This is a genomic window from Brevibacterium sp. OS20 (genome assembly GCF_056837565.1).
On sequence record NZ_CM166367.1, the window covers coordinates 2,653,638 to 2,678,188 of the forward strand.

22 protein-coding genes are annotated in these 24,551 nt (G+C 65.9%); 6 read left to right on the forward strand and 16 right to left on the reverse strand.

Annotated elements, in window-relative coordinates; genetic code table 11:
• Positions 1-32: 32 nt before the first annotated feature.
• The 7 genes from truB to ACVZTU_RS11905 all read right to left on the reverse strand — a co-directional run bounded on the left by truB (position 33) and on the right by ACVZTU_RS11905 (position 7,638).
• Positions 33-971: a tRNA pseudouridine(55) synthase TruB gene (gene truB / locus ACVZTU_RS11875; RefSeq protein WP_181272034.1), complete on the reverse strand. Its 939-nt coding sequence runs from the start codon at positions 969-971 to the stop codon at positions 33-35.
• An 11-nt stretch (positions 972-982) separates the two neighbouring features.
• Positions 983-1,858, reverse strand: coding sequence for a VldE C-terminal domain-containing protein (locus tag ACVZTU_RS11880; protein WP_139468785.1), 876 nt, complete (start codon positions 1,856-1,858; stop codon positions 983-985).
• Positions 1,859-2,052: 194 nt separating this feature from the next.
• Positions 2,053-2,487 carry a 30S ribosome-binding factor RbfA gene (rbfA, locus tag ACVZTU_RS11885; protein WP_181272033.1) on the reverse strand — a complete coding sequence of 145 codons (435 nt, stop codon included), beginning with the start codon at positions 2,485-2,487 and terminating at the stop codon, positions 2,053-2,055.
• A 189-nt stretch (positions 2,488-2,676) separates the two neighbouring features.
• A complete protein-coding gene (gene infB / locus ACVZTU_RS11890) occupies positions 2,677-5,595 on the reverse strand; it encodes a translation initiation factor IF-2 (RefSeq protein ID WP_139468787.1) in 2,919 nt (972 codons plus the stop codon).
• A 130-nt stretch (positions 5,596-5,725) separates the two neighbouring features.
• Complete coding sequence (locus tag ACVZTU_RS11895; RefSeq protein WP_308423783.1) at positions 5,726-6,064, reverse strand: YlxR family protein; 339 nt, start codon at positions 6,062-6,064, stop codon at positions 5,726-5,728.
• Between the two features lie 9 nt (positions 6,065-6,073).
• Entirely contained in the window at positions 6,074-7,036 is a 963-nt protein-coding gene (nusA, locus tag ACVZTU_RS11900) for a transcription termination factor NusA (RefSeq protein ID WP_172174327.1), read from the reverse strand.
• 137 nt (positions 7,037-7,173) lie between these two features.
• Complete coding sequence (locus tag ACVZTU_RS11905; protein ID WP_139468788.1) at positions 7,174-7,638, reverse strand: ribosome maturation factor RimP; 465 nt, start codon at positions 7,636-7,638, stop codon at positions 7,174-7,176.
• A gap of 223 nt (positions 7,639-7,861) precedes the next feature.
• Here ACVZTU_RS11905 and ACVZTU_RS11910 point away from each other — a divergent pair, with 223 nt between their 5' ends.
• Positions 7,862-8,860, forward strand: coding sequence for a hypothetical protein (locus ACVZTU_RS11910; RefSeq protein WP_139468789.1), 999 nt, complete (start codon positions 7,862-7,864; stop codon positions 8,858-8,860).
• Positions 8,857-9,876 (forward strand): aminoglycoside phosphotransferase family protein, encoded by a 1,020-nt coding sequence (locus tag ACVZTU_RS11915; RefSeq protein WP_139468790.1) that lies wholly within the window; start codon positions 8,857-8,859, stop codon positions 9,874-9,876. Before ACVZTU_RS11910 ends, ACVZTU_RS11915 begins: the two co-directional genes overlap by 4 nt.
• Before the next feature lie 69 nt (positions 9,877-9,945).
• On the opposite strand, the gene ACVZTU_RS11920 is transcribed toward ACVZTU_RS11915, so the two are convergent.
• On the reverse strand, positions 9,946-10,755 hold the full coding sequence (locus ACVZTU_RS11920; protein WP_229664181.1) for a TSUP family transporter: 810 nt from the start codon (positions 10,753-10,755) through the stop codon (positions 9,946-9,948).
• A gap of 9 nt (positions 10,756-10,764) precedes the next feature.
• Positions 10,765-12,612 carry a proline--tRNA ligase gene (locus ACVZTU_RS11925; RefSeq protein ID WP_139468791.1) on the reverse strand — a complete coding sequence of 616 codons (1,848 nt, stop codon included), beginning with the start codon at positions 12,610-12,612 and terminating at the stop codon, positions 10,765-10,767.
• A 205-nt stretch (positions 12,613-12,817) separates the two neighbouring features.
• Between ACVZTU_RS11925 and ACVZTU_RS11930 the strand changes: the two genes are divergently transcribed.
• Both ACVZTU_RS11930 and ACVZTU_RS11935 read left to right on the forward strand, forming a co-directional pair.
• Positions 12,818-13,678 carry an NUDIX hydrolase gene (locus ACVZTU_RS11930; protein WP_229664182.1) on the forward strand — a complete coding sequence of 287 codons (861 nt, stop codon included), beginning with the start codon at positions 12,818-12,820 and terminating at the stop codon, positions 13,676-13,678.
• A complete protein-coding gene (locus tag ACVZTU_RS11935) occupies positions 13,678-14,094 on the forward strand; it encodes an RNA-binding S4 domain-containing protein (RefSeq protein ID WP_139468792.1) in 417 nt (138 codons plus the stop codon). Before ACVZTU_RS11930 ends, ACVZTU_RS11935 begins: the two co-directional genes overlap by 1 nt.
• A gap of 12 nt (positions 14,095-14,106) precedes the next feature.
• Here ACVZTU_RS11935 and ACVZTU_RS11940 read toward each other — a convergent pair whose 3' ends face one another.
• Both ACVZTU_RS11940 and ispG read right to left on the reverse strand, forming a co-directional pair.
• The gene (locus ACVZTU_RS11940) at positions 14,107-14,988 is read right to left on the reverse strand and encodes a GNAT family N-acetyltransferase (protein ID WP_139908433.1); all 882 of its coding nucleotides are present in this window, start codon (positions 14,986-14,988) and stop codon (positions 14,107-14,109) included.
• Positions 14,989-15,069: 81 nt separating this feature from the next.
• On the reverse strand, positions 15,070-16,233 hold the full coding sequence (gene ispG, locus ACVZTU_RS11945) for a flavodoxin-dependent (E)-4-hydroxy-3-methylbut-2-enyl-diphosphate synthase (protein ID WP_482400473.1): 1,164 nt from the start codon (positions 16,231-16,233) through the stop codon (positions 15,070-15,072).
• A gap of 280 nt (positions 16,234-16,513) precedes the next feature.
• Between ispG and ACVZTU_RS11950 the strand changes: the two genes are divergently transcribed.
• Positions 16,514-17,914 carry a serine hydrolase domain-containing protein gene (locus ACVZTU_RS11950; RefSeq protein ID WP_181272032.1) on the forward strand — a complete coding sequence of 467 codons (1,401 nt, stop codon included), beginning with the start codon at positions 16,514-16,516 and terminating at the stop codon, positions 17,912-17,914.
• Positions 17,915-17,985: 71 nt separating this feature from the next.
• On the opposite strand, the gene ACVZTU_RS11955 is transcribed toward ACVZTU_RS11950, so the two are convergent.
• Positions 17,986-19,536, reverse strand: coding sequence for a M50 family metallopeptidase (locus ACVZTU_RS11955; RefSeq protein ID WP_181272031.1), 1,551 nt, complete (start codon positions 19,534-19,536; stop codon positions 17,986-17,988).
• The gene (gene dxr / locus ACVZTU_RS11960) at positions 19,533-20,753 is read right to left on the reverse strand and encodes a 1-deoxy-D-xylulose-5-phosphate reductoisomerase (protein ID WP_181272030.1); all 1,221 of its coding nucleotides are present in this window, start codon (positions 20,751-20,753) and stop codon (positions 19,533-19,535) included. The genes ACVZTU_RS11955 and dxr overlap by 4 nt, the downstream gene beginning before the upstream one ends.
• Positions 20,754-20,911: 158 nt before the next feature.
• On the opposite strand from dxr, the gene ACVZTU_RS11965 reads away from it, so the two are divergent.
• A complete protein-coding gene (locus ACVZTU_RS11965) occupies positions 20,912-22,111 on the forward strand; it encodes an acyl-CoA dehydrogenase family protein (RefSeq protein WP_092017334.1) in 1,200 nt (399 codons plus the stop codon).
• Between the two features lie 200 nt (positions 22,112-22,311).
• Here the strand turns inward: ACVZTU_RS11965 and ACVZTU_RS11970 are convergent, their stop codons facing one another.
• The 3 genes from ACVZTU_RS11970 to ACVZTU_RS11980 form a co-directional block, all read right to left on the reverse strand.
• A complete protein-coding gene (locus tag ACVZTU_RS11970) occupies positions 22,312-23,127 on the reverse strand; it encodes a N5-glutamine methyltransferase family protein (protein WP_248283978.1) in 816 nt (271 codons plus the stop codon).
• Between the two features lie 172 nt (positions 23,128-23,299).
• Positions 23,300-23,974 carry a hypothetical protein gene (locus ACVZTU_RS11975; RefSeq protein WP_482400474.1) on the reverse strand — a complete coding sequence of 225 codons (675 nt, stop codon included), beginning with the start codon at positions 23,972-23,974 and terminating at the stop codon, positions 23,300-23,302.
• On the reverse strand, positions 23,967-24,527 hold the full coding sequence (locus ACVZTU_RS11980) for a DivIVA domain-containing protein (protein ID WP_025777300.1): 561 nt from the start codon (positions 24,525-24,527) through the stop codon (positions 23,967-23,969). Before ACVZTU_RS11980 ends, ACVZTU_RS11975 begins: the two co-directional genes overlap by 8 nt.
• Between the last annotated feature and the right edge of the window lie 24 nt (positions 24,528-24,551).

Below are 24,551 nucleotides of genomic sequence, written 5' to 3' on the forward strand. Positions count from 1 at the left end.
TTTAGTTGTTTCGAGCGTGAAGGCTGAGCCCCTCAGGCGAGGTCGATGGCGAAGGCGGTCAGCGACTTCAGACCGCCATTCCGACGCACTTCGGCCACGGAGACGAGGGCGTCATCGCAGATGACGGCGACCTCTCGGTTCCCCGCGTCGCCGGCGTCGGAGCCTATATGCCAGTCACCAGCCTCAACGATCTTGCCCTGCATGAGGGCGCGGGCCCGCTCGGCATCGACGGTGACGACGGGCAGGAGGGTGCGGGCCGCCTCGGCGAGGGAGATGAGGCTGGGCGCGGGGAGGTCGAGGTCCTCGGGCAGGGTCACGGCCTGGTCGATGTGGAAATCGCCGACGCGCGTCCGCCTGAGCGCGGTGAGATGGCCGAAGACGCCGAGGTCGGTGCCGATATCGCGGGCCAGGGCGCGCACATAGGTGCCCGACGAGCAGTCGACTTCGACATCGACGTCGATATGCCCGTCCTCGGCGGCGAAGCGGATGTCGATGATCTCGAAGGCCGATACCTCGACACGACGGGCCTTGAGTTCGACGTTCTCACCGGCACGGACGCGGGCGTAGGAGCGCTTGCCGTCGACCTTGATCGCCGAGACGGCGCTGGGCACCTGATCGATGGGGCCGCGCAGCTTGGCCACGGCGGCCTCGATGGCCGCAGCGTCGACACGAGCGAGATCGGACGGATCGGCGAAGCGATCGGGCTCGGAATCGGCATCATCGGTCGGCGTCGATGCCCCCAGGCGAATGGTGGCGAAGTAGGTCTTCGAGACCCCGGTGATGTAGGTGAGCAGCTTGGTGCCGCGGCCGAGGCCGAGCACGAGGACGCCCGTGGCCATCGGGTCGAGAGTGCCGGCGTGGCCGACCTTCTTCGTCCCGAACCAACGGCGGATGCGGGAGACCACGCCGTGGGAGCTCAGTCCCTGCGGTTTGTCGCAGACAAGGACGCCCTGTGGGGAAGTATCGCTCACTGGGTGTGCGATCAGTTGAAGGACGCGTGCACGTGGTCGAAGTGGTTGGCGGTCGCGTCTCCGCGGTCCTCCATGCCCTTCCAGCCCTGTCCGGGCATCCAGATGCGCTGCTTCCAGATGACGTACTTGACGTTGAGGGCGCTCTGGTTCTGGATGAGGTATTCGGCGATGCGGTCGCCGGTGGATCCGGTGATCATGATGTCGACGGCTTCACCGGTGTTGTGATCCGAACCGGTGCCGGGGCGACGTCCGCCGAAGGTCTTGACCTCGGGGAACTTCGCGCAGACAGCACGGTAGCCGTTGACGGCGTTCGGCAGCAGGCCGGACTCGATCGAGGAGGACACGCTGCACGGCGGTGCCGAGGTGTCCGAGGAGGTGCCTTCGCCGGAGGACTTCTCATCGGAAGACTTCTCATCGGAGGACGAATCGTCGCTCTTCTCCTCAGCAGCCGAGGATTCCGCGGTCGGCTTGGGCTTCGGCGGAGCCTTGACCTCGAGATCGGTCTTCGAGGTCTTGTTCTTGTACTTCGGGTCGTCCTTGACCTTCTCCAGGTACTCTTCGCCGGCCTTCTTGCGTTCGGCGTCGAGTTCTTTCTGACTCGGGGTCGAGGCAGTGGTCGACTCCTCGGGGGTCGTCGATGCGGCCTCGGTGGTGACGTTGCCGGACTCGGGCGGACCCATGACGACGGTCGAACCGACGACGGCGGCGGTCGCGGCTGCAGGAACGGCGATCGCGGCGACGACGGGACGCTGCTTGACGGTCGCCAGCACGGAAGTCGCCGAGGACGGCGCATTCGCTGCGCGTCGGCCTGCGGGGCGCTTGCCGGGAGTCAGGTCCCGGATCAGCTGCTTCGCGAACGACGGCTTCGGTGAGGAGTGCTTACCCAATGCAGAATTCCCTTAACAGAGTCGTAATCATTTCGTTACCGCAAAAAGTCTACGACATCTCGGAAAGATAACAAAACTGTTACGAGAACTTTTTTCGTGACGTGACGAAGCTCAAATCGGACCCGGAACGGCCGTTCCGCCGCTCTCCACCCGATGACCAGGCGCGATGCAGTCTGTTCGCTGGAATGCGACGATCACTCCTCGTCGGCGTCGTCGGCCTTCTTGTACGGGTCGGATTCACCTGCATGCTGCGCGTTCTTGGCCAACCCGGCGACTCGAGCGTCGTCGGCGGCGGCCTGAGCGAGCAGTCCGTCGAGACGGGCGGCCGCCTCGGGGACGGCATCGGCGATGAATTCGAGGCTCGGGGTCAGACGGATCGTCAGCCCCTTGCCGACCTCGGAGCGGATGAAGCCCTTGGCCGATTCGAGGGCATGACTGGTGCCGACGAGATCCTGGTCGTCGCCGTAGACGGTGTAGAAGATGGTGGCGTGCTGCAGATCGCCGGTCACGCGAACATCGGTGACGGTGACGAAGCCGAGGCGGGGATCCTTGAGCTTGCGCTCGATGGTGCTGGCGACGATGACCTTGATCTGGTCGGCGATCTTGCGGGCCCGTGTCGAGTCTGCCATGGTGTGTGTCCTTCTGTTCGGGGCCGGAACAACTCTTCCGACCCAATATTAGCTGTGCAATCGAACCGGCTCCGGCCGGTCCCCCGTTCGGGGGCCGACCGGAGCCGTCGACTCACGATGTGAGTCCCATCCTCCTCGCCTGCGCTGCTGCGCTGTCGAATCAGCGGGTGGAACTCGCTGTGCGACCGATCAGTCGCGCGGCTTCTCTTGCATCTCGAAGGTCTCGATGATGTCGCCGACGCGCAGGTCGTTGAACTTGCCGAGTCCGATACCGCACTCGTAGCCCTCGCGGACCTCGGTCGCATCGTCCTTGAACCGGCGCAGCGATTCGATGTGGACGTTGTCGCCGATGACGATTCCGTCGCGGGTGACGCGAGCGGTCGAGTTCCGCTTGATGAGGCCGTCGCGGACGATCGAACCGGCGATGTTGCCGAACTTCGAGGAGCGGAAGACCTCGCGGATCTCCGCGGTACCGGTCTGGACCTCTTCGTACTCGGGCTTGAGCATGCCCTTGAGCGAGGACTCGATGTCGTCGATCGCCTGGTAGATGACCGAGTAGTAGCGGACGTCGACGCCTTCGCGGTCTGCCAGGTCGCGAGCCTTCGCTTCCGGACGGACGTTGAAGCCGAGGACGATCGCGTTGTCGACCGTGGCCAGGTTGATGTCGTTCTCCGTGATCGCACCGACGCCGCGGTGGATGATCCGCAGGTCGACGTCGTCGCCCACATCGATCTTGAGCAGCGAATCCTCGAGCGCTTCGACAGCACCGGAGACGTCACCCTTGAGGATGAGGTTGAGCATGTCGACCTTGCCCTCAGCCAGAGCCTTCGTGAAGTCCTCAAGGCTGATGCGCTTGCGACCGCGGGCCTGAGCGGCGTTGCGCTCGATGGCGTCACGCTTCTCAGCGATCTGACGGGCCGTGCGGTCGTCATCGGTGGAGATGAACGAGTCACCGGCACGCGGGACGGACGACAGGCCGAGCACCTGCACGGGGCGGGAGGGCCCTGCCTCCTCGACGACGTTTCCGTTCTCGTCGAACATCGCACGCACACGTCCGTAGGCGGTGCCGCAGACGATGGCGTCGCCCTGACGCAGGGTGCCGGACTCGACGAGGACGGTGGCAACCGCACCGCGGCCCTTGTCGAGCTTGGCTTCGATCGCGATGCCGCGAGCGGACTTGTCGGGGTTCGCCCGCAGGTCCAGGGCCGCATCGGTGGTCAGCAGAACGGATTCGAGCAGCTGGTCGATGCCCTCGCGCTTGAGCGCGGAGATCGGCACGAACATGGTCTCGCCGCCGTATTCTTCGGCCACGAGGTTGTATTCGGTCAGCTGCTGCATGACCTTGGCGGGGTTGGCGCCTTCCTTGTCGATCTTGTTCACGGCCACGACGATCGGCACATCGGCCGCCTGAGCGTGGTTGAGAGCTTCGATCGTCTGCGGCATGACGCCGTCGTCGGCGGCGACCACGAGGATCGCGAGGTCCGTCGACTTCGCACCACGGGCACGCATGGCGGTGAACGCCTCGTGACCGGGGGTGTCGAGGAAGGTGATCTTGCGGTCTTCTCCCTCGTGCTCGACCTCGGCCTGGTAGGCACCGATGTGCTGGGTGATTCCGCCGGCTTCGCGGGAAGCGACATTGGCCGAGCGGATCGCGTCGAGCAGCTTGGTCTTACCGTGGTCGACGTGACCCATGACGGTGACGACCGGCGGACGTGCCTGCAGGTCCTCGTCATCCTCTTCTGCGGCTTCGGCATCGAGGTCGATGTCGAAGGTCTCCAGCAGCTCACGATCTTCGTCTTCGGGCGAGACGATCTCGATCTTGTAGCCGAGCTCTTCGCCGAGGACCTCGAAGGTCGCCTCGTCGAGGGACTGGGTGATCGTGGCCATCTCACCGAGGTGGAAGAGCACGGTCACGAGGTTCGTCGGATCGGTATTGATCTTCTCGGCGAAGTCGGCCAGCGAGGAGCCGCGACGCAGACGCAGCGGCGTGTTGCCGTCTCCGCGCGGAACGGTGACGCCACCGACCGAGGGAGCCTGCATCTGTTCGAGCTCTGCGCGCTTCGCCCGCTTCGACTTGCGTCCCTTCTGACGGGGACCGCCGCCGCGGCCGAATGCACCCTGCGTGCTTCCGCGACCGCGACCTGAACCGCGACCACCGGGACCGCCGCCGGGTCCACGACGAGGACCGCCGGGAGCGCCGCCCGGGGCACCGGGTGCGCCGCCGCCTGGGGCGTTTCCGCGTCCGCCGCCGCGACCGCGGCCGGGAGCGGGCTTGTTCAGTGCCGAGTTCTTCAGCATCGACGGGTTCGGGCGTGGTGCGCCCGGGCGAGGTGCCGGACGGGGACCGCCCGAGGATTCCTCACCGGATCCGCGCTGCTTCTGGCCGGGCTTCGGCATTCCCTGCGAAGGCGCAAACGGATTGTTTCCGGGGCGTCCGCCCTGGCCACCCTGACCGCCTTGACCGCCCTGGCCCGCACGACCGCCGGGCTTGGGTCCGCGACCGGGCTTCGGCATTCCCTGCGAGGAAGCGAAGGGGTTGTTTCCGGGACGCGCGGCACCACGACCGCCGGGCTTCCCGGCAGCACCCGGCTTGGGAGCGCCGGGCTTCGGGGCACCGGGCTTGGGTGCGGCAGCCGGCTTCGGGGCACCGGGCTTCGGCGCCGAGGAGGCAGCCGGCTTGGCAGCGGGAGCCTCGGTCGATTCGGCTGCCTCCGGGGCAGCCGGGGTCGCCGGCTTGGCGGCAGGCTTCGGTGCGGACTTCGCAGCGGGGGCGGCATCCTCGGCGGGGGCCGATTTCGCCGCACCGGCGGACTTCGCAGCACCCGGCTTGGCGGCCGACTTCGCGGCGGGCTTGGGTGCGGGCTTCGCACCGGGTTTCGGGGCTCCGGGCTTCGCGGCCGGCTTGGCGGCCTTCTTCGCGCCGGTGGACTTCTCACCATCAGCGGAAGAGGAATCGGCGAATGCCTCCTTCACGCGGCGCACGACGGGCGCTTCGAGCGTCGAAGAGGCGGAGCGAACGAATTCGCCCATGTCCTGGAGCTTTTCGAGGACGTTCTTACTTGTTGTGCCGAGCTCTTTCGCGAGCTCATGGACACGGGGCTTTGCCACAGTTCTCCTGTCCGGGTTCTTTCCCGGTCAGGAAAGAACCTCATCAATGAAGAGCAGTACTCATTTCACTGCTCTCTCGAATTCCGTTTGGGTGTCATCGTGCGACACTCACAACTTGTCATCCATTCGGCTACCCGTTCTCTTTGGGTTCGGTGTCCGGCCTCGGGAGGTCCGAGGCGGTGATCTTCGTTCGAAAGGATCGAGCGAAGGCGGCAGTGGTCAGGGCCTTGTCCAGGCACTTCGCATCAGGATGCACCCACGCACCACGTCCCGGCAGTGTCGCTGACACATCGCGGACGACGGCGGGGTGCTGATCGGGGCGGAACACGAAGCGTGTCAGCTCGTCCCGACCGGCCTTCTGCCTACAGGCGATGCACGTCCTTACGGGTCCATCACCAACATTCACAATGAATGATTCTACAGCACCGGCACCCGGGCTCGCGCCAAGGGGGCCAGTGGTGCGAATCACTGCACGAGGCTATTCGCCTGCGACGATGTCGATCTTCCAGCCGGTGAGCTTGGCTGCCAGGCGGGCGTTCTGCCCTTCCTTGCCGATGGCCAGGGACAGCTGGTCGTTGGGGACGACTGCGCGGGATTCCTGAGCGGCGGCGTCGAGGATCTCGACGCTCTTGGCCTTGGCCGGGGACAAGGCGTGTGCGATGAACTTCGCCGGGTCGTCGGAGTAGTCGACGATGTCGATCTTCTCCTGGCCGAGTTCGTTCATCACCGCACGCACACGGGAGCCGAGTTCGCCGATGCACGATCCCTTCGCGTTGACTCCCGGCTTCGTGGCGCGCACGGCGAGCTTCGTGCGGTGGCCGGCTTCGCGGGCCAGGGACACGATCTCGACAGTGCCGTCGGCGATCTCCGGAGCCTCATGGGCGAAGAGTCGGCGCACGAGGTTCGGGTGGGTGCGGGAGACGGTGACCGAGGTGCCCTTCGTGCCCTTGTGCACGTCGGCGATGTAGACGCGCAGTCGGGTGCCGTGGGCGTAGGTCTCGCCGGGGACCTGTTCGTGCGGGGGCAGCACGGCTTCGACGTCTCCGATGTCGACCTGGACCATCTGCGGGTCGCGGCCCTGCTGGATGATGCCCGAGACGATCTCGCCCTCACGGCCCTTGAATGTGCCCAGCAGCGTCTCGTCCTCGACATCGCGCAGCCGCTGGTGGATGACCTGCCGAGCGGTCTGGGCGGCGATGCGGCCGAAGCCGGTGGGAGTGTCGTCGAACTCGCCGATCGGGTTGTCGTCGTTGTCGAATTCCACGGCGAGGATGCGCACCTCGCCGGTGGACTTGTCGAGTTCGGCACGGGCGTCGGGCCAGGCCCCTTCGGTCTTCTGGTAGGCGAGGAAGAGCGCCTGTTCGATGAGTTCGATGAGGGTTTCCAGCGGAATCTCACGCTCTCGTTCGATGACGCGCAGAACATTGAGGTCGATGTCCATGTCTAAGTCCTCTCTCGCTCAACCGAGCATTGAATTGTCTGTGTTCACTTATGCAGGCGTAACAGTCTATCCCAGTCCGCGCCCGCACTCTGTCTGCGAAGGGGCCGCCGCACTGCCGGAGGTACGTGAGGTTCGCCTCAGCGGAACTTCAACTCCACCTGGGCCTTGCGGATCTCGCCGAGGTCGACCGTCTTCGACTCCTTGCGCTGGGGGTCCGTGCCCGTGATCGAACTCTCCCCCACCTCGGCGAGGTCGAGCTTGAAGGTGTCCTTCTTCGTCGTGATCTCCAGGCGACGGCCGATGACGCGTCGGAAGTGGCGTGGGGTCTCGAGCTTCCGGGTCGCGCCGGGGCTCGTGACCTCGAGCTGGTACGGCTTGTCCCGGAAGATTTCGACCTCGTCGAGGGCGTCGCCGACGATCTTCGTCGATTCGGCGATCTTCTCCATCGACATCGGATCGGAGCTCGATTCGTCGAGGTCGACGACGACGGTCAACGTGCGCCGCGGACCGGCCGCCACCGCTTTGACGGTCTCGAGGTGGAATCCCGCATCCTGCAGGGGCGGGGCGAGCAGGCCCTTGATCCGCTCGACGTCTTCGTCCATTTCTCCTCCATATCCTTGTGCGTCCCCTTCACCGAGGCGGGGCGAGGGGGGCCGGCGCACCGTGCACGTGTGCGACCGCCGTGTTCTCCCCCACCCTAAGCGACAGCCGCCGTCGAGGTTAAGCCTTCGGCGGGGTTCTGCCGGGTGCGCGTCTCATTCTGCGGTCGGGCGGGCGACGGTCGGTGCCCCTCGGCGATGGCGGGGCATCCGATAGGATTGCCGTATGCATTTTCCCGTCAGTCGCCGCGGCCTGTTGACTGCCGGCGTCGGCGGGTTGAGTCTGAGCCTGCTCACCGCCTGCGGCCTGCGACTCGATCAAGATCCCAAGATCCCCACTCTTGATGCGACTCAGCAGCTGCGCAATCGTCTGGCCCGCACCTTGGACTCCGCTTCTCCCGGCGCCGGTGATCCCGAAACCGCGGGTGAGGACCTTACTGACTTCGCTGCGGCGATCGGTCCCGAATGGAACCCGCCGACCGAATTCGCCACCGAGGCACCTCCGACAGAGAAGAACCGCACCTTCGTCCAAGCCGCCGAGGTGGCTTCCCGCGCCGTCTTCGAAGCCTCAGCGTCCTTAGGTTCGGACCTTATTCCCGTCCTGGCCGATGTGGCCACGGGTCTGGCTCTGGTCGCTGGGACGAAGAACCCGGAGATCATCACCACCGCCGACGAACTCATCCGCGCCGGCCGTGAGGAACTCGACCAGAACAGGGACGGCGGCGATGATGCGACAGCGCCACCCAGTGCCACCGGTGGGGCCGACGCGGATGCCGGGACGAACGACTCCGGAAGCCAGGATCCGAAGGGTCGGGCGGAGATGTTCAACGCGATCCTCAATCAGTCGCGGGCTGCCGCTTACGGCTTTGAACGGCTGGCCGTGAACTTCGATTCGAAGTCGCGTGAACGCAAAGCCACCCTGGCCAGGCTCGAATCCTTGGGTGCCCTGTCCGGGGAGATGCTCGAACGCCTCGGTGAGGACGCAGCCGATCCGGCCGCCTCGGCGTGGAAGCTCGATCCCACCCCGACGGATGCGGACTCCGCGAAGGAGTTGGCGCTGTCGTTGGAAGACGGCATCGCTTCCGCGCTTCTGCCCTGGTTGGAGGCGGACGCCTCGGCGATTCTCCGGCTCTGGGAATCGGCCCGGAACCGGATGGTCTTCGCCGCTCCGCAGCCGCTGCGTTTCACCTATGACGAACCCGGGCAGGCGGAGGTGCAGGAGTGAAGGTCCCACCGGTTCTCTACCGCGCGACTCGCGAGATCATCGGCGATTATCGCACCGATTCGTGGGTCGCCGCGCTCGACTATATGGCAAACGAACTCCTCGATCGGTGGAAGCTGCGCTTCGACGATGTGCCGGGGGCGCCGTGGGCCGGGTGCGAGTCCTTGGTGATTCCGGTGCTCACTCAGGAGAACTATCAGGGGGTGCTGCGGTTCGCGGCTCCCACCTCGGCACATACGGCCGCGCATGCGCAGGTGCTGCGGGCGCTGAAGATGTGGAACGGGCACGGGGCGGTGCGGGTCATCCGGGATGATCGCAGCTTCCGGGTCACTCTGCAGGAGCGGCTGCGCACGAAGGACAATCTGTCCGTGCTGCCACTGGCCGATGTGCCTCCGGTGTGGGGTGCGCTGCAGCGGTCCTTGGAGATTCCGGCGACCTCGGAGTTCCTGCGGGTCCAGGATGTCGTGGCCGGGTGGCTGAATTCGTTCGATGCCGATGCCGCGCTGTTGACCGGGTGGTCGGAGGCGGGCCCTCACGATTCTCTGCTGCTGTCGTTCGCCCGCAATTGGATGCAGACTCTGGCGTCCTCGGATGAGAACTGGCTCATCCATGCCGATCTGCACTACTACAACATCCTCGCCGGCAATCCCGACCCGACGGGCATCTCGACGTGGAAGGCCATCGATCCGCAGCCTTTGGCCGGTCCGACCGCATACACCTTGGCCCCGGTGCTGTGGAACCGCCTCGCCGAGATCCCCTCGGATCATCCGCAGGCGCAGGCGGCGTGGCTGCGTGGTTTCGCCACGGACCTAGCGCTGTGCGCCGGGGTCGATCCGCAGTACGGGATGGGGGCGACCGTGGCACGGGAGATCACGAACATGTTCTGGTATCTGCGCGCGGCCTCCGGCGGGTCGAATTCGAGCCTGGCCGATGCTGCCCGCTCCCTGTGGGTGGCCCGCGCGCTGTCCGGCGCCGATGTCGCCGGAGTCAACGCCCACGCCCTCAAACCCATCGGCTAACCCCTTATTACTACCTGACGGCGGCCCAGATACCTCGCGCGAGGTTGCTGGGCCGCCGTCAGGTAGCAATTAGTGGATGAGGGTGGAGATGAAGTCGAAGCCGAGTTTGAGGATCAGAGCGGAGACGACGATGACGAAGACGACGCGGACGAACCCGGAGCCCTTCGCCAGCGCGGTGCGCGCACCGAAGATCCCGCCGGTGACATTGCCGGCGGCCATGATCACGCCCAGCAGCCAGACGACCTGACCGTCGGGGATGAAGTAGACGAGCGCCCCGAAGTTCGTCGCCCAGTTGATCACCTTCGCCGTGGCCGAGGCCTGTAGGAACGAGAATCCGATGATCGAGACGAAGGCGATGACGAGGAACGATCCCGTCCCCGGCCCGAGCACTCCGTCGTAGACGCCGATGACGAGCCCGATCAGCCACGACAGGGCATGGTGGCGTTTCGACGTTTCCCCGAACCGCAGCGTGGCATCGGCGCCGAGGCTCGGGTTGAGCACCGTGAAGATCCCGACCCCGATAAGCGCGAGCAGAATGATCGGGGTGAAAGCGTCGCTGGGCACCAAGGTCGCGAGTTTCGCCCCGAGCACGGCACCCAAGAACGCCGAGGCCGCGGCCGGAATCGTCGCCGACCGGTCCGGGGTGATCTTGCGCAGATAGGTGACCGCCGAGGCGGTCGTGCCCGCAATCGACCCGATCTTATTCGTCGCGACCGCCTGCACGGGGCTCATCCCCGGCACGAGCAGCAGCGCGGGCAGCTGGATCAGCCCGCCCCCGCCGACGACGGCATCGATCCACCCGGCCAGAACTCCCGCGGCGAGCAGCCACAGGACCATCGTCCAGGTGACATCGATTCCTCCGGCGAGAGCTTCGAACACCGAGGCGGCTCAGGCGTTCTGGTCGGCGCTGATCGCCGCGTCGGCTGCGGCTGCAGCCTTCGCGTACGCCTCACGCACACGTGCCACGGTGGCAGGAACCACCTCGGCGACGGGCTGGTCGGACTTCTCCCCGGCCAGACGGTCGCGGACCTCGACGACGCCATCGGCCAGACCGCGGCCGACGACGATGACGGTGGGAATGCCGATGAGCTCGGCATCGGCGAACTTGAATCCGGGCGAAACCTTATTGCGGTCATCGAGCAGGACGCTGATGCCTTCGGCCTCGAGTTCGGTCGTCATCTTCTCGGCGGCTTGAGCGATCTCCTCACCCTTGCCGGCGACGATGATGTGCACATCGGCCGGGGCCAGGTGCTGGGGCCACAGGAGGCCGTCCTCGGAATGGTATTCCTCGGCGATGCAGGCCATGACGCGGGTGACGCCGAGACCGTAGGAGCCCATGGTCACGGTCGTCGCCTTGCCGTTCTGGTCGAGCACCTTGAGGTCGAGGGACTCGGCGTACTTGCGGCCGAGCTTGAAGATCTGACCGATCTCGACACCGCGGGCCAGCTCCAGCGGACCGGAGCCGTCCGGTGCCGGATCGCCGAGGACGACCTGGGCGGCTTCGATGGTGCCGTCGGCAGTGAAGTCCCGTCCGGCGACGAGGTCGAAGACGTGGCGTCCGGGCTCATTGGCTCCAGTGATCCAGCGGGTGCCGTCGACGACGCGAGGGTCGAGGAGGTAGCGGATCTTCGAGGGCGATTCGAGGCCGAGAACCGGCGCGTCGAGGGAGTTGCCGGGTCCGATGTAACCCTTGACGAGCTCCGAATGGGCGGCGAGATCCTCAGCCGTCGCGGCTTCGAGGTCGACCTCACCGTCGCCGAGCATTCCGGTGCCGGCGGCCCGGTCGAGGTCGACTTCGCGGTCGCCGGGCAGGCCGATGACGATGATCTCGCGGGTGCCGTCGGGGTGGGTGACGGCGCAGACGACGTTCTTCAGTGTGTCTGCGGCCGTCCACTCACGATCGGAGCGCGGGTGCGAGGCGTTTGCGGCTGCCACGAGGGTCTCGATGGTCGGGGTGTCGGGGGTGTCCTCGACATGCGCGGCCGGCGACTGCGAGTAGGGAATCGCCTCGGGGACGATCGAGGTCACGGCCTCGACGTTTGCGGCATATCCGCCGGGCGACTTCACGAACGTGTCCTCCCCGACCTCGGAGGGGTAGATGAACTCCTCTGTCCCGGAGCCGCCCATGGCACCCGGGGTCGCCTTGACCGGCAGGCACGGCAGGCCGAGGCGGGCGAAGGCCCGCAGATAGGCCACGCGCATGGCCTCGTAGGAGGCGTCGAGTCCGGCGTCGTCGATGTCGAAGGAGTAGGCGTCCTTCATGATGAATTCGCGTCCGCGCAGCAGTCCGGCCCGAGGGCGAGCCTCGTCGCGGTATTTGGTCTGGATCTGGTAGATCGACAGCGGCAGGTCTTTGTACGAGGAGTAGAGGTCCTTGACCAGAAGGGTGAAGACCTCCTCATGCGTGGGGGCGAGGATGTAGTCGTTTTCGCGGCGGTCCTTGAGATGGAAGAGGTCGGGACCGAAGGCCTCCCAACGGCCGGACTTCTTGTACGGATCGGCGGGCAGCAGGCCCGGGAAGTGGACCTCTTGGGAGCCGGCGAGCGCCATCTCTTCGCGCACGATGGCTTCGATCTTGCCGAGCACGGCCAGTCCCAGCGGCAGCCACGTGTAGATTCCCGGTGCTGACCTGCGGATGTATCCGGCACGGTGGAGCAGTTTGTGGCTGGCCACCTCGGCGCCGACCGGGTCTTCCTTCTGGGTTCGCACGAACAGGGACGACATGCGCAGGGCCATGGGTAAATCTCCTCAACTTGTCAAGACTCAGATCGAACACTATCGCACGCGGGCGAGCCGGAGGGAATCGGAGCGGGCGCGGATTCGTCACCTGCGGGAAGAGAATTAGACTGGTGGCTGCAGCACCGAAGCCCGGCATCGGTCGGGGCCGTCCGGTCCCCGCCCGGTCCCCGCTGAAATGACGAGTCCGAACGATACGAAGAGCATGCCTGATCCCAGCCAACTCACGCAGTTCCCGCGGCCCTCGGTCGCGGTCGACACCGCGGTCCTCTGCCCCGTGCCCGGCCGTGGCCTGCATGTTCTCATGACCCATCCAGGAGATGGGGTGTGGCAGCTGCCCGGGTCGATCCTGCGTCCGCAGGAACGCCTCGCCGAGGCGGTCGCCCGCTGTCTGCGCGAAAAGGCTCGTTTGGTCGACCGCGCCCCCGTCCAGCTGCACGTGTTCGACCAACCCGACCGCGATGATCGCGGCTGGGTGATCTCCGTGGCCCACCTCGATGTTCTCTCCGCCTCCGATGTCGGACTCGCCGAGGAGGACGATCCCACCGAGGCGGCCGTGGCGGATGCTCCGGCGCAGGTGACGGAATCTTCCCCCGCCGAGGCGGTCCTCCCCGAGGCGGCCGACCCTGATCCTGCCGAATCGGATTCCGATCACCCGGACTCCCCCGTCCACAGGCGGAAGCTCGTGCCCGTCCACGATGTCGGCGAGCTCAGCGCCGAGCATCAGGAGATCGTGCGCGTGGCCGTGCACCGACTGCGGGCGTTCCACGAACGCACCCCGGATCCCTTCGGGCTCCTGGAGAAGGAGTTCTCGCTGCGGCAGCTGCGCGAGCTCCACGAGATCGTCGCCGGGGAGAGCCTCCAGGCAGATACGTTCCGCCGCACCATGCTGCCGCTGCTCGATCCCACCGGGGAGGCCGTCAGCCAGGGGCGAGGGCGTCCCGCGCAGACTTTCACCCGGCGCTCGGCACTGGCGCTGCGCGCCGACTCCCGGATACAGGACCCCGATGGTGCCGATGCGGGGATGCCCTCGTCCGGCACGAATTTCTCGGACGGTCATCGCTGATGACCGAGATCAACCGCGATGCCGGAAAGCACATGCGCGTCGACGTGTGGCTGTGGACGACGCGGATGTTCAAGACCCGCAATCTCGCCACTCAGGCCTGCCGCGGCGGGCATGTGCAGGTCGACGGTCAGCGCGTCAAGGCCGCGCAGAAGGTGAGCATCGGCCAAGAGGTGCGTGTGCGCAAGGCCGGGTCCGAATTCATCTGGAAGATCACCGGTTTCATCCCCACGAGGATGCAGGCCTCCATCGCCGTCCAGTGCTATGAGGACCTCACTCCCCCGCCCGATCCGGCACTGCGCGGATTCGTGCCCCGGCGAGACAAAGGGCTGGGGCGTCCGACGAAGAAGGACCGCCGGGAGATGGAGAAGTTCCTCGGCGATATGGCCAAACCTCAGTCGCGCAACCGCCGCGACTGATCCGCCGACCGCTCAGTACATGACGGTGGCGAAGGTGCCGACCTGTTCGAAGCCGACGCGGGCATACATGCGCAGCGCCGTCTCGTTGTAGTCATTGGCATACAGGCTCACCGTGGAATGGCCTTTGTCACGCGTGCGCTGGACGACCGCGGCCATGCCCGCTGCCCCCAGACCCTGATTGCGCACTGCGGGATGGACCCATACTCCTTGAACTTGGACGATGCGGCGGGCACGGATGCCGATATCGGCCTTGAACAGCACCTGTTCGTCCTGCTCTTCGGCCGGCCACCGCGGCACCGCACCGCCTTGGGGCAGGGTGGAGGAGATCCGGGCGTAGCAGTTCTTGCCGCGGATGATCCCGCGCACCCGCGCCAGGTACCCGGCGGTGCCGTCCTCGATCGGTGAGAATCCGACCTCTTTGGTGAACATGTCCACACTGGCGGGAAACACCGCACCGAGGTCATCGAGGGTCACCCGGTGCACATGCTCATCGGGAGTGACCAGCGGATCCGAGCTGATGGCCAACAGCGGCTGCCGTTCACGCACTCCACGCGCTCGGCCCCAATTGAGTCGCTGCTGCAGGTCGAGGATGACGGACCGGCTGCCGATGAGTGAGCAGGACACGCGACCGTCGGCATTGAGTTTGCGAGCGAGCACCTCATTCGTCGCCGGAGTCGCTGCGACCGGGATGATGTTGCCGCCCACCCAGTAGGCGGCGACGGGCCGGTCACCATCGAAGATTCCGTACAGCGTGCCTGCCGGGGAGCCCAGACGGGCGGTGCCCGTGACTTCGAGCAGGGAGATGAGGTAGACGTTCTCGCAGGGGTTGCGCGCAAGCAGGTCCGTCAGCCACCGGGTGTGCTGATGTTCCAGTCGTGCGATCCTCAGCGCCATGTGCCCCTGAACTCTTTCTCAGCCGTCAGCATGGGCCAACGACTGGACCATGAAACTCTTCGTCCTCACAAGGTATCGCACCTAGCCGACGGTCACTTCAGGCGGCCCCGACGCAGCGCCCGATGGCTGCCCCGCGGCCTCCTCGGCGATGCGGTTGGCCTCATGGATGAGCGTCTCGACGATCTCGGATTCGGGCACGGTTCGGATGACCTCGCCCTTGACGAAGATCTGGCCCTTGCCGTTGCCGCTGGCCACGCCGAGGTCGGCGTCGCGGGCCTCACCAGGGCCGTTGACGACGCAGCCCATGACGGCCACCCGCAGCGGCACCTCCATGCCTTCGAGTCCGGCGGTGACGCGTTCGGCCAGCGTGTACACGTCGACCTGCGCGCGCCCACAGGACGGGCAGGAGACGATCTCGAGCTTTCGGGGCCGCAGGTTGAGGGATTCGAGGATCTGGTTGCCGACCTTGACCTCCTCGGCGGGAGGCGCGGACAGGGAGACTCGGATGGTGTCTCCGATGCCCTCGGCCAACAGGTGTCCGAAGGCGGTGGCGGATTTGATCGTGCCCTGGAAGGCGGGCCCCGCCTCGGTGACGCCGAGATGGAGCGGCCAATCGCCGCGCTCGGCGAGCAGCTCATAGGCGCGGACCATGATCACCGGGTCATGGTGTTTGACGGAGATCTTGAAGTCATAGAATCCGTGTTCTTCGAACAGGGAGGCCTCCCACAGCGCGGATTCGACGAGCGCCTCAGGCGTGGCCTTGCCGTATTTCTCCATCAGCCGTTTGTCCAGGGACCCGGCGTTGACGCCGATGCGGATGGACACGCCCGCCTCGGCGGCGGCCTTCGAGATCTCCTTGACCTGGTCGTCGAACTTGCGGATGTTGCCGGGGTTGACGCGCACTCCCGCACAGCCGGCGTCGATGGCGGCGAAGACGTATTTGGGTTGGAAGTGGATATCGGCGATGACAGGGATCTGGGATTTGCCGGCGATGATCGGCAGAGCCGCGGCATCGTCGGCGGTGGGACAGGCCACGCGCACGATATCGCAGCCGGCGGCGGTGAGTTCGGCGATCTGCTGCAGGGTCCCGTTGATGTCCGTCGTCTGTGTCATCGTCATCGACTGCACGCTCACCGGGGACTCGGATCCGACCCCCACTCTTCCGACATTGATCTGCCTCGTCTTCCTTCGCGGAGCGAGCACGGGAGGCGGCGGTGCGGGCATTCCGAGATTGACCGATGTCACGAAGGATCCCTTCAGTCAGGCTGTTGACCAGCCACAATGTCCGAGCCGGCGCCGATGCGGGACCCGGATTGTGCGAACCATCACCATTGTAGGACCTCCCACTGACACAGAACTGTCCGTCCACGGGGCATACCCCGAACAGTCCACCGGCGCACCCCGGGCGGCCCCCGCGCGACCTCGACTTCGCCCGCACCACGCCACGGCCCACTTGTCCCGATCCGGTGTCACCGGCTGACGGTAGTGTGAGGGTGACCTGACGTCTGCGCGAAGGAGCAGCCCTGTGAGCACACCCGGATTCGTCGAACCCGATGTCGAGGCGGTGACTGCGGCTCTCGAGGCCGCAGCACAGAAGCTCGACGACCAGGGTGGATCTCTGGCATGGGGAATCTTTCGCCGAGGCGGCCCCGCCCGAACCGTGAACGGCGACGTTCCGTACCGGATCGCTTCGATGACGAAGTCCTTCACCGCCGCAGCCATCGGGCTCCTCGCCGCCGACGGACTCGATCTCGACGCTCCCTTCGGCGCCCTGCTCCCGGAACTGACCGATACGGCCATCGCCGACCGCACCTGCCGGCAGGCGTTGACGATGAGCACCGGTTTCACCAAGGACGACCCGTGGGCGGACCGGATGGAGGCGATGACTCCGGCCGAGCTCACCGACTGGCTGCACCGCGGCGCCATCGCCTGCGCGCCCGCCGACACCGGCTATGAGTATTCGAACCTCGGCTATGCGCTTCTCGGCATGGTCGCCGAGGCGGTCACAGGCAGGGCTTTCACCGAACTCGTGTCCACTGAGATCTTCGATCCCCTGAAGCTCACGCGCACCGGTTTCGACCACACGGACTTCCCGGACCTGGCGACCGGGTTCCGCGTCGACCTGGGCGGCGGCCTCCACCCGGCCGAACTCACCGGCCCAGGAGTCTTCTCCCCCATCGGCGGGGTCATCTCCACGGTGAACGACATCGGCACATGGATGGACGCGCATCTCGATGCCCTCGAACGCATGGACTCCTATGCCTCCGGCTCCTGGTCGCGGATACTGACCGACAACCAGCAGCCACGACGGATCATGGAGGTCCAGACGAGCGACCACCATGCGGAGACACTCAGCTACGGATACGGTCTCGAGACTCGTCTGGACACGCGATTCGGCCGCGTCGTCTGCCATTCCGGCGGTTACCCAGGATACGGCTCACATATGCGTTGGTTCCCCGATCTGGGGCTCAGCCTCGTCGTGCTCGGCAATACGACCTATTACCCGGCGCAGCGCGTCGTCCAGGACGCGCTCGACCTCGGTTGGGCGGCGGCCACGGGACGACAGGGCACCCGGCTGGAACGTCGGGCCACCTCGGCGCCGGTGCCCCGTTATCCCGCCGCCCAACCCCAGATCGATGCCGTGATGGCTGCGGCGAACCTCGTCAACGACTTCGACGACACCGTCGCCGAGGCGATCTTCTCCATGAACATGGACCTCGACGAACCCCGCGAAGAGAGGCGGGAGCGCTTCGCGCGGTGGCGGGCGGAGAAGCAGATCGACCGTCCTCTCACCGAGGCGGACCTCGAGATGGTCTCCCCGTTGCGCGGAGTGGTCACAGTGCCGGGCACAGCAGATGAGAACGCCACGATCACGGTCGGCCTCAATCACCTCGGCGAGGTGCAGACGATCACCCTCAGTTCCTGAGTTCGATATCCCGCGGCGGCCCGTGAACCCACTCGCCCGGGCGACCCATGAGCCTGCCCGAGCGACCCGGCCTAACCGCCGGAGTTGAAGATCGCGTCGAGGGTGATGGGTTTGACGAGGTCGACGTAGACGAGCAGCGCCGTCATGCACAGCATCAGCCCGATGCACACGTACGTCAGCGGCAGCAGCTTCGCAGTGTCGAAGGGGCCGACCAGTCCGCGGCCGCGCCACCGGTTGATGCGGCGGCGCGCACCTTCGTAGAGACCCACGGCGATGTGTCCGCCGTCGAGGGGCAGCAGCGGGATCATGTTGAACGCGAAGAGGAAGATGTTGAGCGAGCCGAGCATGCCCAGTCCCATCTGTGCCTTGTCGACGACGTCGATCTGGTCGGTGGACACGATCTCGCCGGCGATGCGGCCGACGCCGACCATGCCGACGAGTCCTTCGGCGTCGCGGTCCTTCGTGCCGACGGCCACTTCGCCGATATCGACGAGTTTGACCGGCAGGGTGATGATCGCGTGGAAGACTCCGGAGACTTGGTCCCACACGGCGCCGGGGAATTCCTCGAGCGGCAGGGACTGACGTTCTTGAACTGGTCCGACGCCGAAGAATCCTTGGGTCTCGGTCTGCGGAGTTCCGTCCGGGTTGAGCACGGCCTTGCCGGTGTCGTCGACCTTCGGCCGTTCGGTGGCGATGATCGGCACGGTCACCGTTTGGGCCTGACCATCGCGGATGAAGTCGACATCGACGCGTTCGCCTGCATGTTCCTTGATGACCGAGGACAGCTGGTCCCAGTCCTTCGTCTCGACGCCGGCGATCGAGGTGATCTCGTCACCCGGTTTGATCCCAGCCTCCCAGGCAGGGGTGAGCTGATCGTCGGGACGGCAGGTGTTCTGCTCCGAGGCGGGACGCTGCTGCGCTTCGGAGGCGGGCACCGCACATTCGACGACAGTCTGGACGGTCGTCGTCGGAGTGACCACACCAATGCCCAGCAGCGAGATCCCCATGATGAGGATGCCCAGGACGAGATTGACGAAGGGACCGGAGAACATGACGACGAGGCGTTTGGGCACGCTGAGCGCATAGAACGTCCGGTGCTCCTCCCCCGGCGCGATCTCCTGGTTCGAGAACTCCCGGGCATCGGCCATCGTGTCTTCGAACAGCCGCCCCTTCCGCTTCTTGCGGTCCCGGCGCAGCGGAGCGGCATCACCGTCATCCGTCCCCTCGCCGAGGCGGCCCGAGGTTTCGCTGCCCGTCGAGTCGAGTGCAGCGCCCGGTTCGCCGAGGCGGCCCGACGTGCCGTCGATCCCGCCGTCGACGCCGGCGGCAGTGCCGCCCTTCTGCGCAGCGGCGGCGGTCTCATAGCGGGACTTCGTCGCTTCCTCGGGCGGATACATTCCCGGCATCGCGATGAACCCACCGAGGGGGAACGCTTTGATGCCGTACTCGGTCTCACCGCGGCGGAAGGAGAACAGGGTCGGTCCGAAGCCGACCATATAGTGCGTGACTTTCACCCCGAACTTCTTCGCCGGGGTGAGGTGGCCGAGTTCGTGCAGCGCAATCGAGATCGAGATGCCGATGAGGAACAGGATGATCCCGACAATGTAGAGCACAACTGTCATCGGCGGCCCCCGTTCTGTTCAGCGACGTCGGCGCGAGCGAAGTCCCTGGCCCAGGCGTCGGCGGCCAGCACGGTCTCCACCGTGTGTTCGGCCGCAGGTTCGTGGGCGGCCAGAGCTCGGGACAGGCCTTTGTCGATTCCGGTGAAGGCGATGTCTCCGGCGATGAATGCGGCGACGAGTTCCTCATTGGCAGCGTTGAGCACAGCCGGGTAGCTGCGGCCTTTCTTACCGGCGTCGATAGCCAGACCGAGCGCAGGAAAGGCGAGATGGTTGACCGGCTCGAACGACCAGTGCATGGGCTGGCCCCAATTGTGCGGAACGGCCCTCGAAGTCAGTCGCTTCGTCGTTCCATCGTCCTGGGTGCCCAGCGCATAGGAGATCGGCAGGCGCATATCCGGTGGGGAGATCTGCGCGATCGTCGAGGCATCGGCGAACTCGACCATCGAATGGATCTGCGACTGAGGATGCACGACGACTTCGATGTGGTCGAAGTCGATGTCGAAGAGCAGGTGGGCTTCGATGACTTCGAGGCCCTTGTTGACCAGGGTCGCAGAGTTGATGGTGATCATCGACCCCATCGACCAGGTGGGATGGTTGAGCGCCTGGGCGGGGGTGACTCGACGCAGGGCATCACGGGTCATGCCCCGGAAGGGACCGCCCGACGCGGTGATGATGAGCTTGCTGACTTCACCGTGCGTGCCGGCGCGCAGCGCCTGGGCGATGGCGGAGTGCTCACTGTCGACCGGCACCAGGCGGGCCCCGGAGGCACGAGCGGCGTCGAGGACGATGGACCCGCCGATGATGAGGGATTCCTTGTTCGCCAGGGCCACGTCCGTGCCGCGTTCGAGGGCGGCCAGGGTCGCGCCGAGACCGGCGGCACCGGTGATCGCGTTGAGGACCATATCGGCGGCCAAGCCCGCGACCGCCTCGGCGGCATCGTCCCCGAGGTGGATGGCTTCGACAGGATCGGCGGTCCCCCGCTGGGCAGCCAGCTCGGTCAGTCGCGCACGCACCTCGGCCTCACCTCCGGCGGGTGGGGTCGTGAGCCCGATGACGGGGACGTGGAAATCGAGGGCCTGCTCGAGCAGAAGGTCGAGCTGGGACCCCGCGGCCAAGCCGATGATCGCGTGCTCGTCCCGGTGTTCGGCGAGGACATCAAGGGCCTGGGTGCCGACCGAACCAGTTGAGCCGACTACAATGAAACCACGTTTACTCACGCCAACCGATGATGCCAAAGTTCTCTGGGAAATGACTCGACACGGACACGTGTGTCGCCTAGCGGAACCTAGTCATCTGTAGTGCTTCGGGACACCGACCTTCCACCGGGTTCCGGTAAAACTGTGAATGAAGACAATCAATGGCGAAAGAGATGGATATGAGCAAGACGCTGAGCCCCGACGACATTCTTGGACTGGATTCGGTCTTCGAATCCGACGACCTCGAATTCGCATCGATCGTGAAGAAATGGCTGGACGAGAACGTCCGGGAGAAGATCGGCGACTACTTCCTCGACGCCACCATCCCCGCCCGGGAACTGGCCGAAGGACTCGGCGAGCTCGGGCTGCTCGGCATGCACCTCGACGGCTACGGCTGCGGCGGTTCGACGGCGACTCAGTACGGACTGGCCTGCCGCGAACTCGAAGCCGTCGACTCCGGTCTGCGCTCCCTCGTCTCCGTGCAGGGCTCGCTGGCGATGTTCGCCATCCACCACTGGGGATCGGAAGCACAGAAGGAAGAATGGCTGCCGAAGATGGCCGCCGGCAAGGCCATCGGCTGCTTCGGGCTGACCGAACCCGATGTCGGATCCGACCCGTCGGGGATGAAGACGACCGCGAAGAAGGACGGATCCGACTGGATCCTCAACGGCGCGAAGATGTGGATCACGAACTCCCCGGTCTCCGATGTCATGGTCGTGTGGGCCAAGACCGAAGAGGTCGACGACAAGGGCAAGAACGTCGTCCGCGGCTTCGTCGTCCCCTCGAACACCGAGGGTGTGCAGACCCCGGAGATCCACCGCAAGATCTCGCTGCGTGCGTCGATCACCGGTGAGATCGTCCTCGACAACGTCCGCCTGCCCGAGGATGCGATGCTGCCGAAGGCCAAGGGACTCAAGGGCCCCCTGTCCTGCCTGTCCGAGGCCCGCTACGGCATCGTCTTCGGTGTCACCGGTGCAGCCCGAGACGCGCTGCTCTCCGCACTGGAGTACACCGGCACCCGTGTCCAGTTCGATCGCCCGCTGGCGTCGTTCCAGATCACGCAGCAGAAGCTGGCGAAGGCCTTCGGCCAGTACTCGCAGATCACTCTGCTCGCCGCTCACCTGGGCAAGCTCAAGGACTCCGAGAAGGGTGTCCGTCCCGAGCAGATCAGCCTGGGCAAGATGGTCAACGTCGATACCGCGATGAACGTGTGCCGTGACCTGCGCGCCCTGTTCGGCGGGTCGGGCATCACGAGCGAGTACCCGCCGCTGCGTCACGCGGTCAACCTCGAGACAGTGCTCACCTACGAAGGCACACACGAGGTGCACCAGCTGACCCTGGGTCGGACGATGACCGGAATCAACGCCTTCGCGAACTGAAACCAGTGAGCAGGGCACCCGCCCTCCGCTGAACACAGTCAGCGCCCGCCGATCCTGCTGAGGTTCGGCGGGCGTGCTGTATCTGCAGTCACCGGCTGGTTCAAAGTGCTGACGCACAGACTTCGCGCCCCGCGCCCGCACTTCGAACCAGTCGGTACGCAGCCGGCCGGCTGAAATCACTCGATTTCAGCCGGCCGTTGTCAGTTTCCACGACGCAGTTCGAGCACGACCGTCTGGTCATCCTCGCCGAGGTGGCTCCGGGCTTCCAGCCCCTGCTCGGCTGCGAACCCGGTGGCCCCTGCAATCTGACCTCGCCCGAGCTCGATGAGCAGCACACCGTCCGGGGCCAGCCAGTCCAACGACTCCGTGATGAGTCGACGGACAAGGTCGAGTCCGTCGGAGCCGCCGAAGAGTGCGCTGCTCGGTTCGAAGTCGAGGGCCTCATGCGGCAGAAAATCGGCTGCCGTTTCAGGAACGTACGGCGGCACGGCAGCGATAACTGAGATCGACCGCCGCAGCGTGTCGGGCAGTCCGTGGAGGCAGTCGAGGACATGCCCCGACACGGTAGTGCCGGACTCATTTGCCTGTTCGGACCCGCCGGCCTGCGTAGACTCCCCCGCGTGCGCTGAGTCCCCCGACTGGATGCAGCGTTCGACATTCTCCACCGCACACCGCACGGCCTCCGCCTGAGCATCGCCGACGTGGATCACCACCCCCGGCACCAAGGAGGCCACCACTGAGGCGACCGGGCCGACTCCGCTGAACGCTTCGAGCACAACGGGCCGGTCAGCAACAGAGTTTGAGCATGCGATGGTCCTGGCCCCATTTCCCTGTGGGTCCAGCATCCGTCGGGTCACCGCGACTGCGTGAGCCGCAAGCAGAGCAGTCCGCTGCCGCGGCACAAACACTCCGGGACGCACGCTCAGTCGCAGACCCGCGACATCAACCCAGCCGACGATCTGCTCGAGGGGTTCACCGGCCACGCGTCGTTCAACGAGCTCATCGAGTTTCGGCACAGAGCCAGATGCTGACTCCAGCAGGATCGCAGCTTCGTCCTCGGCGAAGACGCAGCCGGCCGCGCGCAGAGCAGCCGCCGTCTCAGCCGAACGCGGATCAGCAGGCCGCGGGTCCGCGGAAGCCGGAACGTCGACACCATCGTCGGCGTCGAAGCCCCCATGCGTCCAGGGCTCAGGAAGCAGAGAGAACCTCGGTGCGGTACCAGTCTAGGCTCGTACCCGCCTCAAGATCACCGTCATCGGAGAGCAGCAGAGTGCGCTGCGGGTCAAGCGGTACTACTGCGGCGAATTCGACGCGTGAGTCGCGCATCGCCTGGTCGAGGTTCGCGGTCTCGGAGCCGATCGTCACTCCGACGCCTTCGAAGCGCGACCGGGTGACCCGCACGGAGGCACGCCCCGGCTCGACCGGTTCGTCTTCGATGGCGTGGAGAACCACTAAGTCTGAGGCAGAGTCAGACGGAGCTCCTGCTCGCAGATCCACGACGAGCCCGATCCGGGCGGCAGCAAGAACACCGAGCGCCCGCGCCAACGGCGGGACATCCTCGGCGAAGGTGAGCCGGGCACCGGATTCCGGAACCACGCCCATGGCACGGAGCACTCCGGCGAGCTTCGAACTGCGGTCGAGCACCTCGGCGCGGTCGAGCTCGACGGGAACGGACAGGGCCTTGACCAGGCGGGGATCCGTGACTTCCCGGCCGTCGACGAGCGGTTTCTCCGGAGCGGGTCCGGTCAGCACGATGTCTTCGGCCTTGCCCATCGCGATCGGAAAGTCCAGGAGTTCGTAAACCGGGTTGAGCGTGCCGGGATCGGTCGCGGTCGGGACCGCGAAGTAGTGGAAATCAGTCAACGGAGGCCATCACTTCGACGACGCGGTCGATGAACGCATCGACCTGGTCCTCGTTGTACGCCTTCTTGCCTTTTGCGGTCTTGAACAGCACGCGGCGGACCTGGTCGACGCTCATCGCCACGCCCTGCGTGAAGTACGAGTTGACCTTGTCGCACATGTCGTCGACCTGGGTGATGTCGTAGCCGATGACTCCGGGAGGAGGATTGTCGAAGCGCTCACCGGGTTCACGGACCAGTCGACCCCGCAGCGACGCGGCCACACGGGTGAGCTCGGAGACCCAGGCGTCCTGCCCGGACTGCGCGATCAGACGGTCTCGGGCCTGCTTGGCGAATGCATCTTCGAGACGGTCGAGCGCGGCGTCGACGACGGCGACGTGGTAGCCCTTGCGGACGAGATCGAAACCGACCGTGCGCACCGCCCGGGAGTCGAGGTCGCCGGGCTGCGGCGTCGGCCGTTCGAAGGACTCACGTGCACGCTTGAAGAAGCTGTCGACCTGCTTGGGGTCGTATCCGTTCTTCCAACCGGACATTCGAGGGAAAGTCGTGTCCGCCATGTCTCCTCCAGAAGCGAGTGGCTG

Bases quoted from the DNA above. Each gene is read 5' to 3' on its own strand.
- rbfA (WP_181272033.1), bottom strand. From the start codon at position 2,487: ATGGCAGACTCGACACGGGCCCGCAAGATCGCCGACCAGATCAAGGTC.
- ACVZTU_RS11940 (WP_139908433.1), bottom strand. From the start codon at position 14,988: ATGGCGCTGAGGATCGCACGACTGGAACATCAGCACACCCGGTGGCTG.
- ACVZTU_RS11965 (WP_092017334.1), top strand. From the start codon at position 20,912: ATGAGCAAGACGCTGAGCCCCGACGACATTCTTGGACTGGATTCGGTC.
- ACVZTU_RS11910 (WP_139468789.1), top strand. From the start codon at position 7,862: ATGCATTTTCCCGTCAGTCGCCGCGGCCTGTTGACTGCCGGCGTCGGC.
- ACVZTU_RS11905 (WP_139468788.1), bottom strand. From the start codon at position 7,638: ATGGACGAAGACGTCGAGCGGATCAAGGGCCTGCTCGCCCCGCCCCTG.
- ACVZTU_RS11955 (WP_181272031.1), bottom strand. From the start codon at position 19,536: ATGACAGTTGTGCTCTACATTGTCGGGATCATCCTGTTCCTCATCGGC.
- ACVZTU_RS11935 (WP_139468792.1), top strand. From the start codon at position 13,678: ATGACCGAGATCAACCGCGATGCCGGAAAGCACATGCGCGTCGACGTG.
- ACVZTU_RS11930 (WP_229664182.1), top strand. From the start codon at position 12,818: ATGCCTGATCCCAGCCAACTCACGCAGTTCCCGCGGCCCTCGGTCGCG.
- ACVZTU_RS11980 (WP_025777300.1), bottom strand. From the start codon at position 24,527: ATGGCGGACACGACTTTCCCTCGAATGTCCGGTTGGAAGAACGGATAC.
- ACVZTU_RS11925 (WP_139468791.1), bottom strand. From the start codon at position 12,612: ATGGCCCTGCGCATGTCGTCCCTGTTCGTGCGAACCCAGAAGGAAGAC.
- nusA (WP_172174327.1), bottom strand. From the start codon at position 7,036: ATGGACATCGACCTCAATGTTCTGCGCGTCATCGAACGAGAGCGTGAG.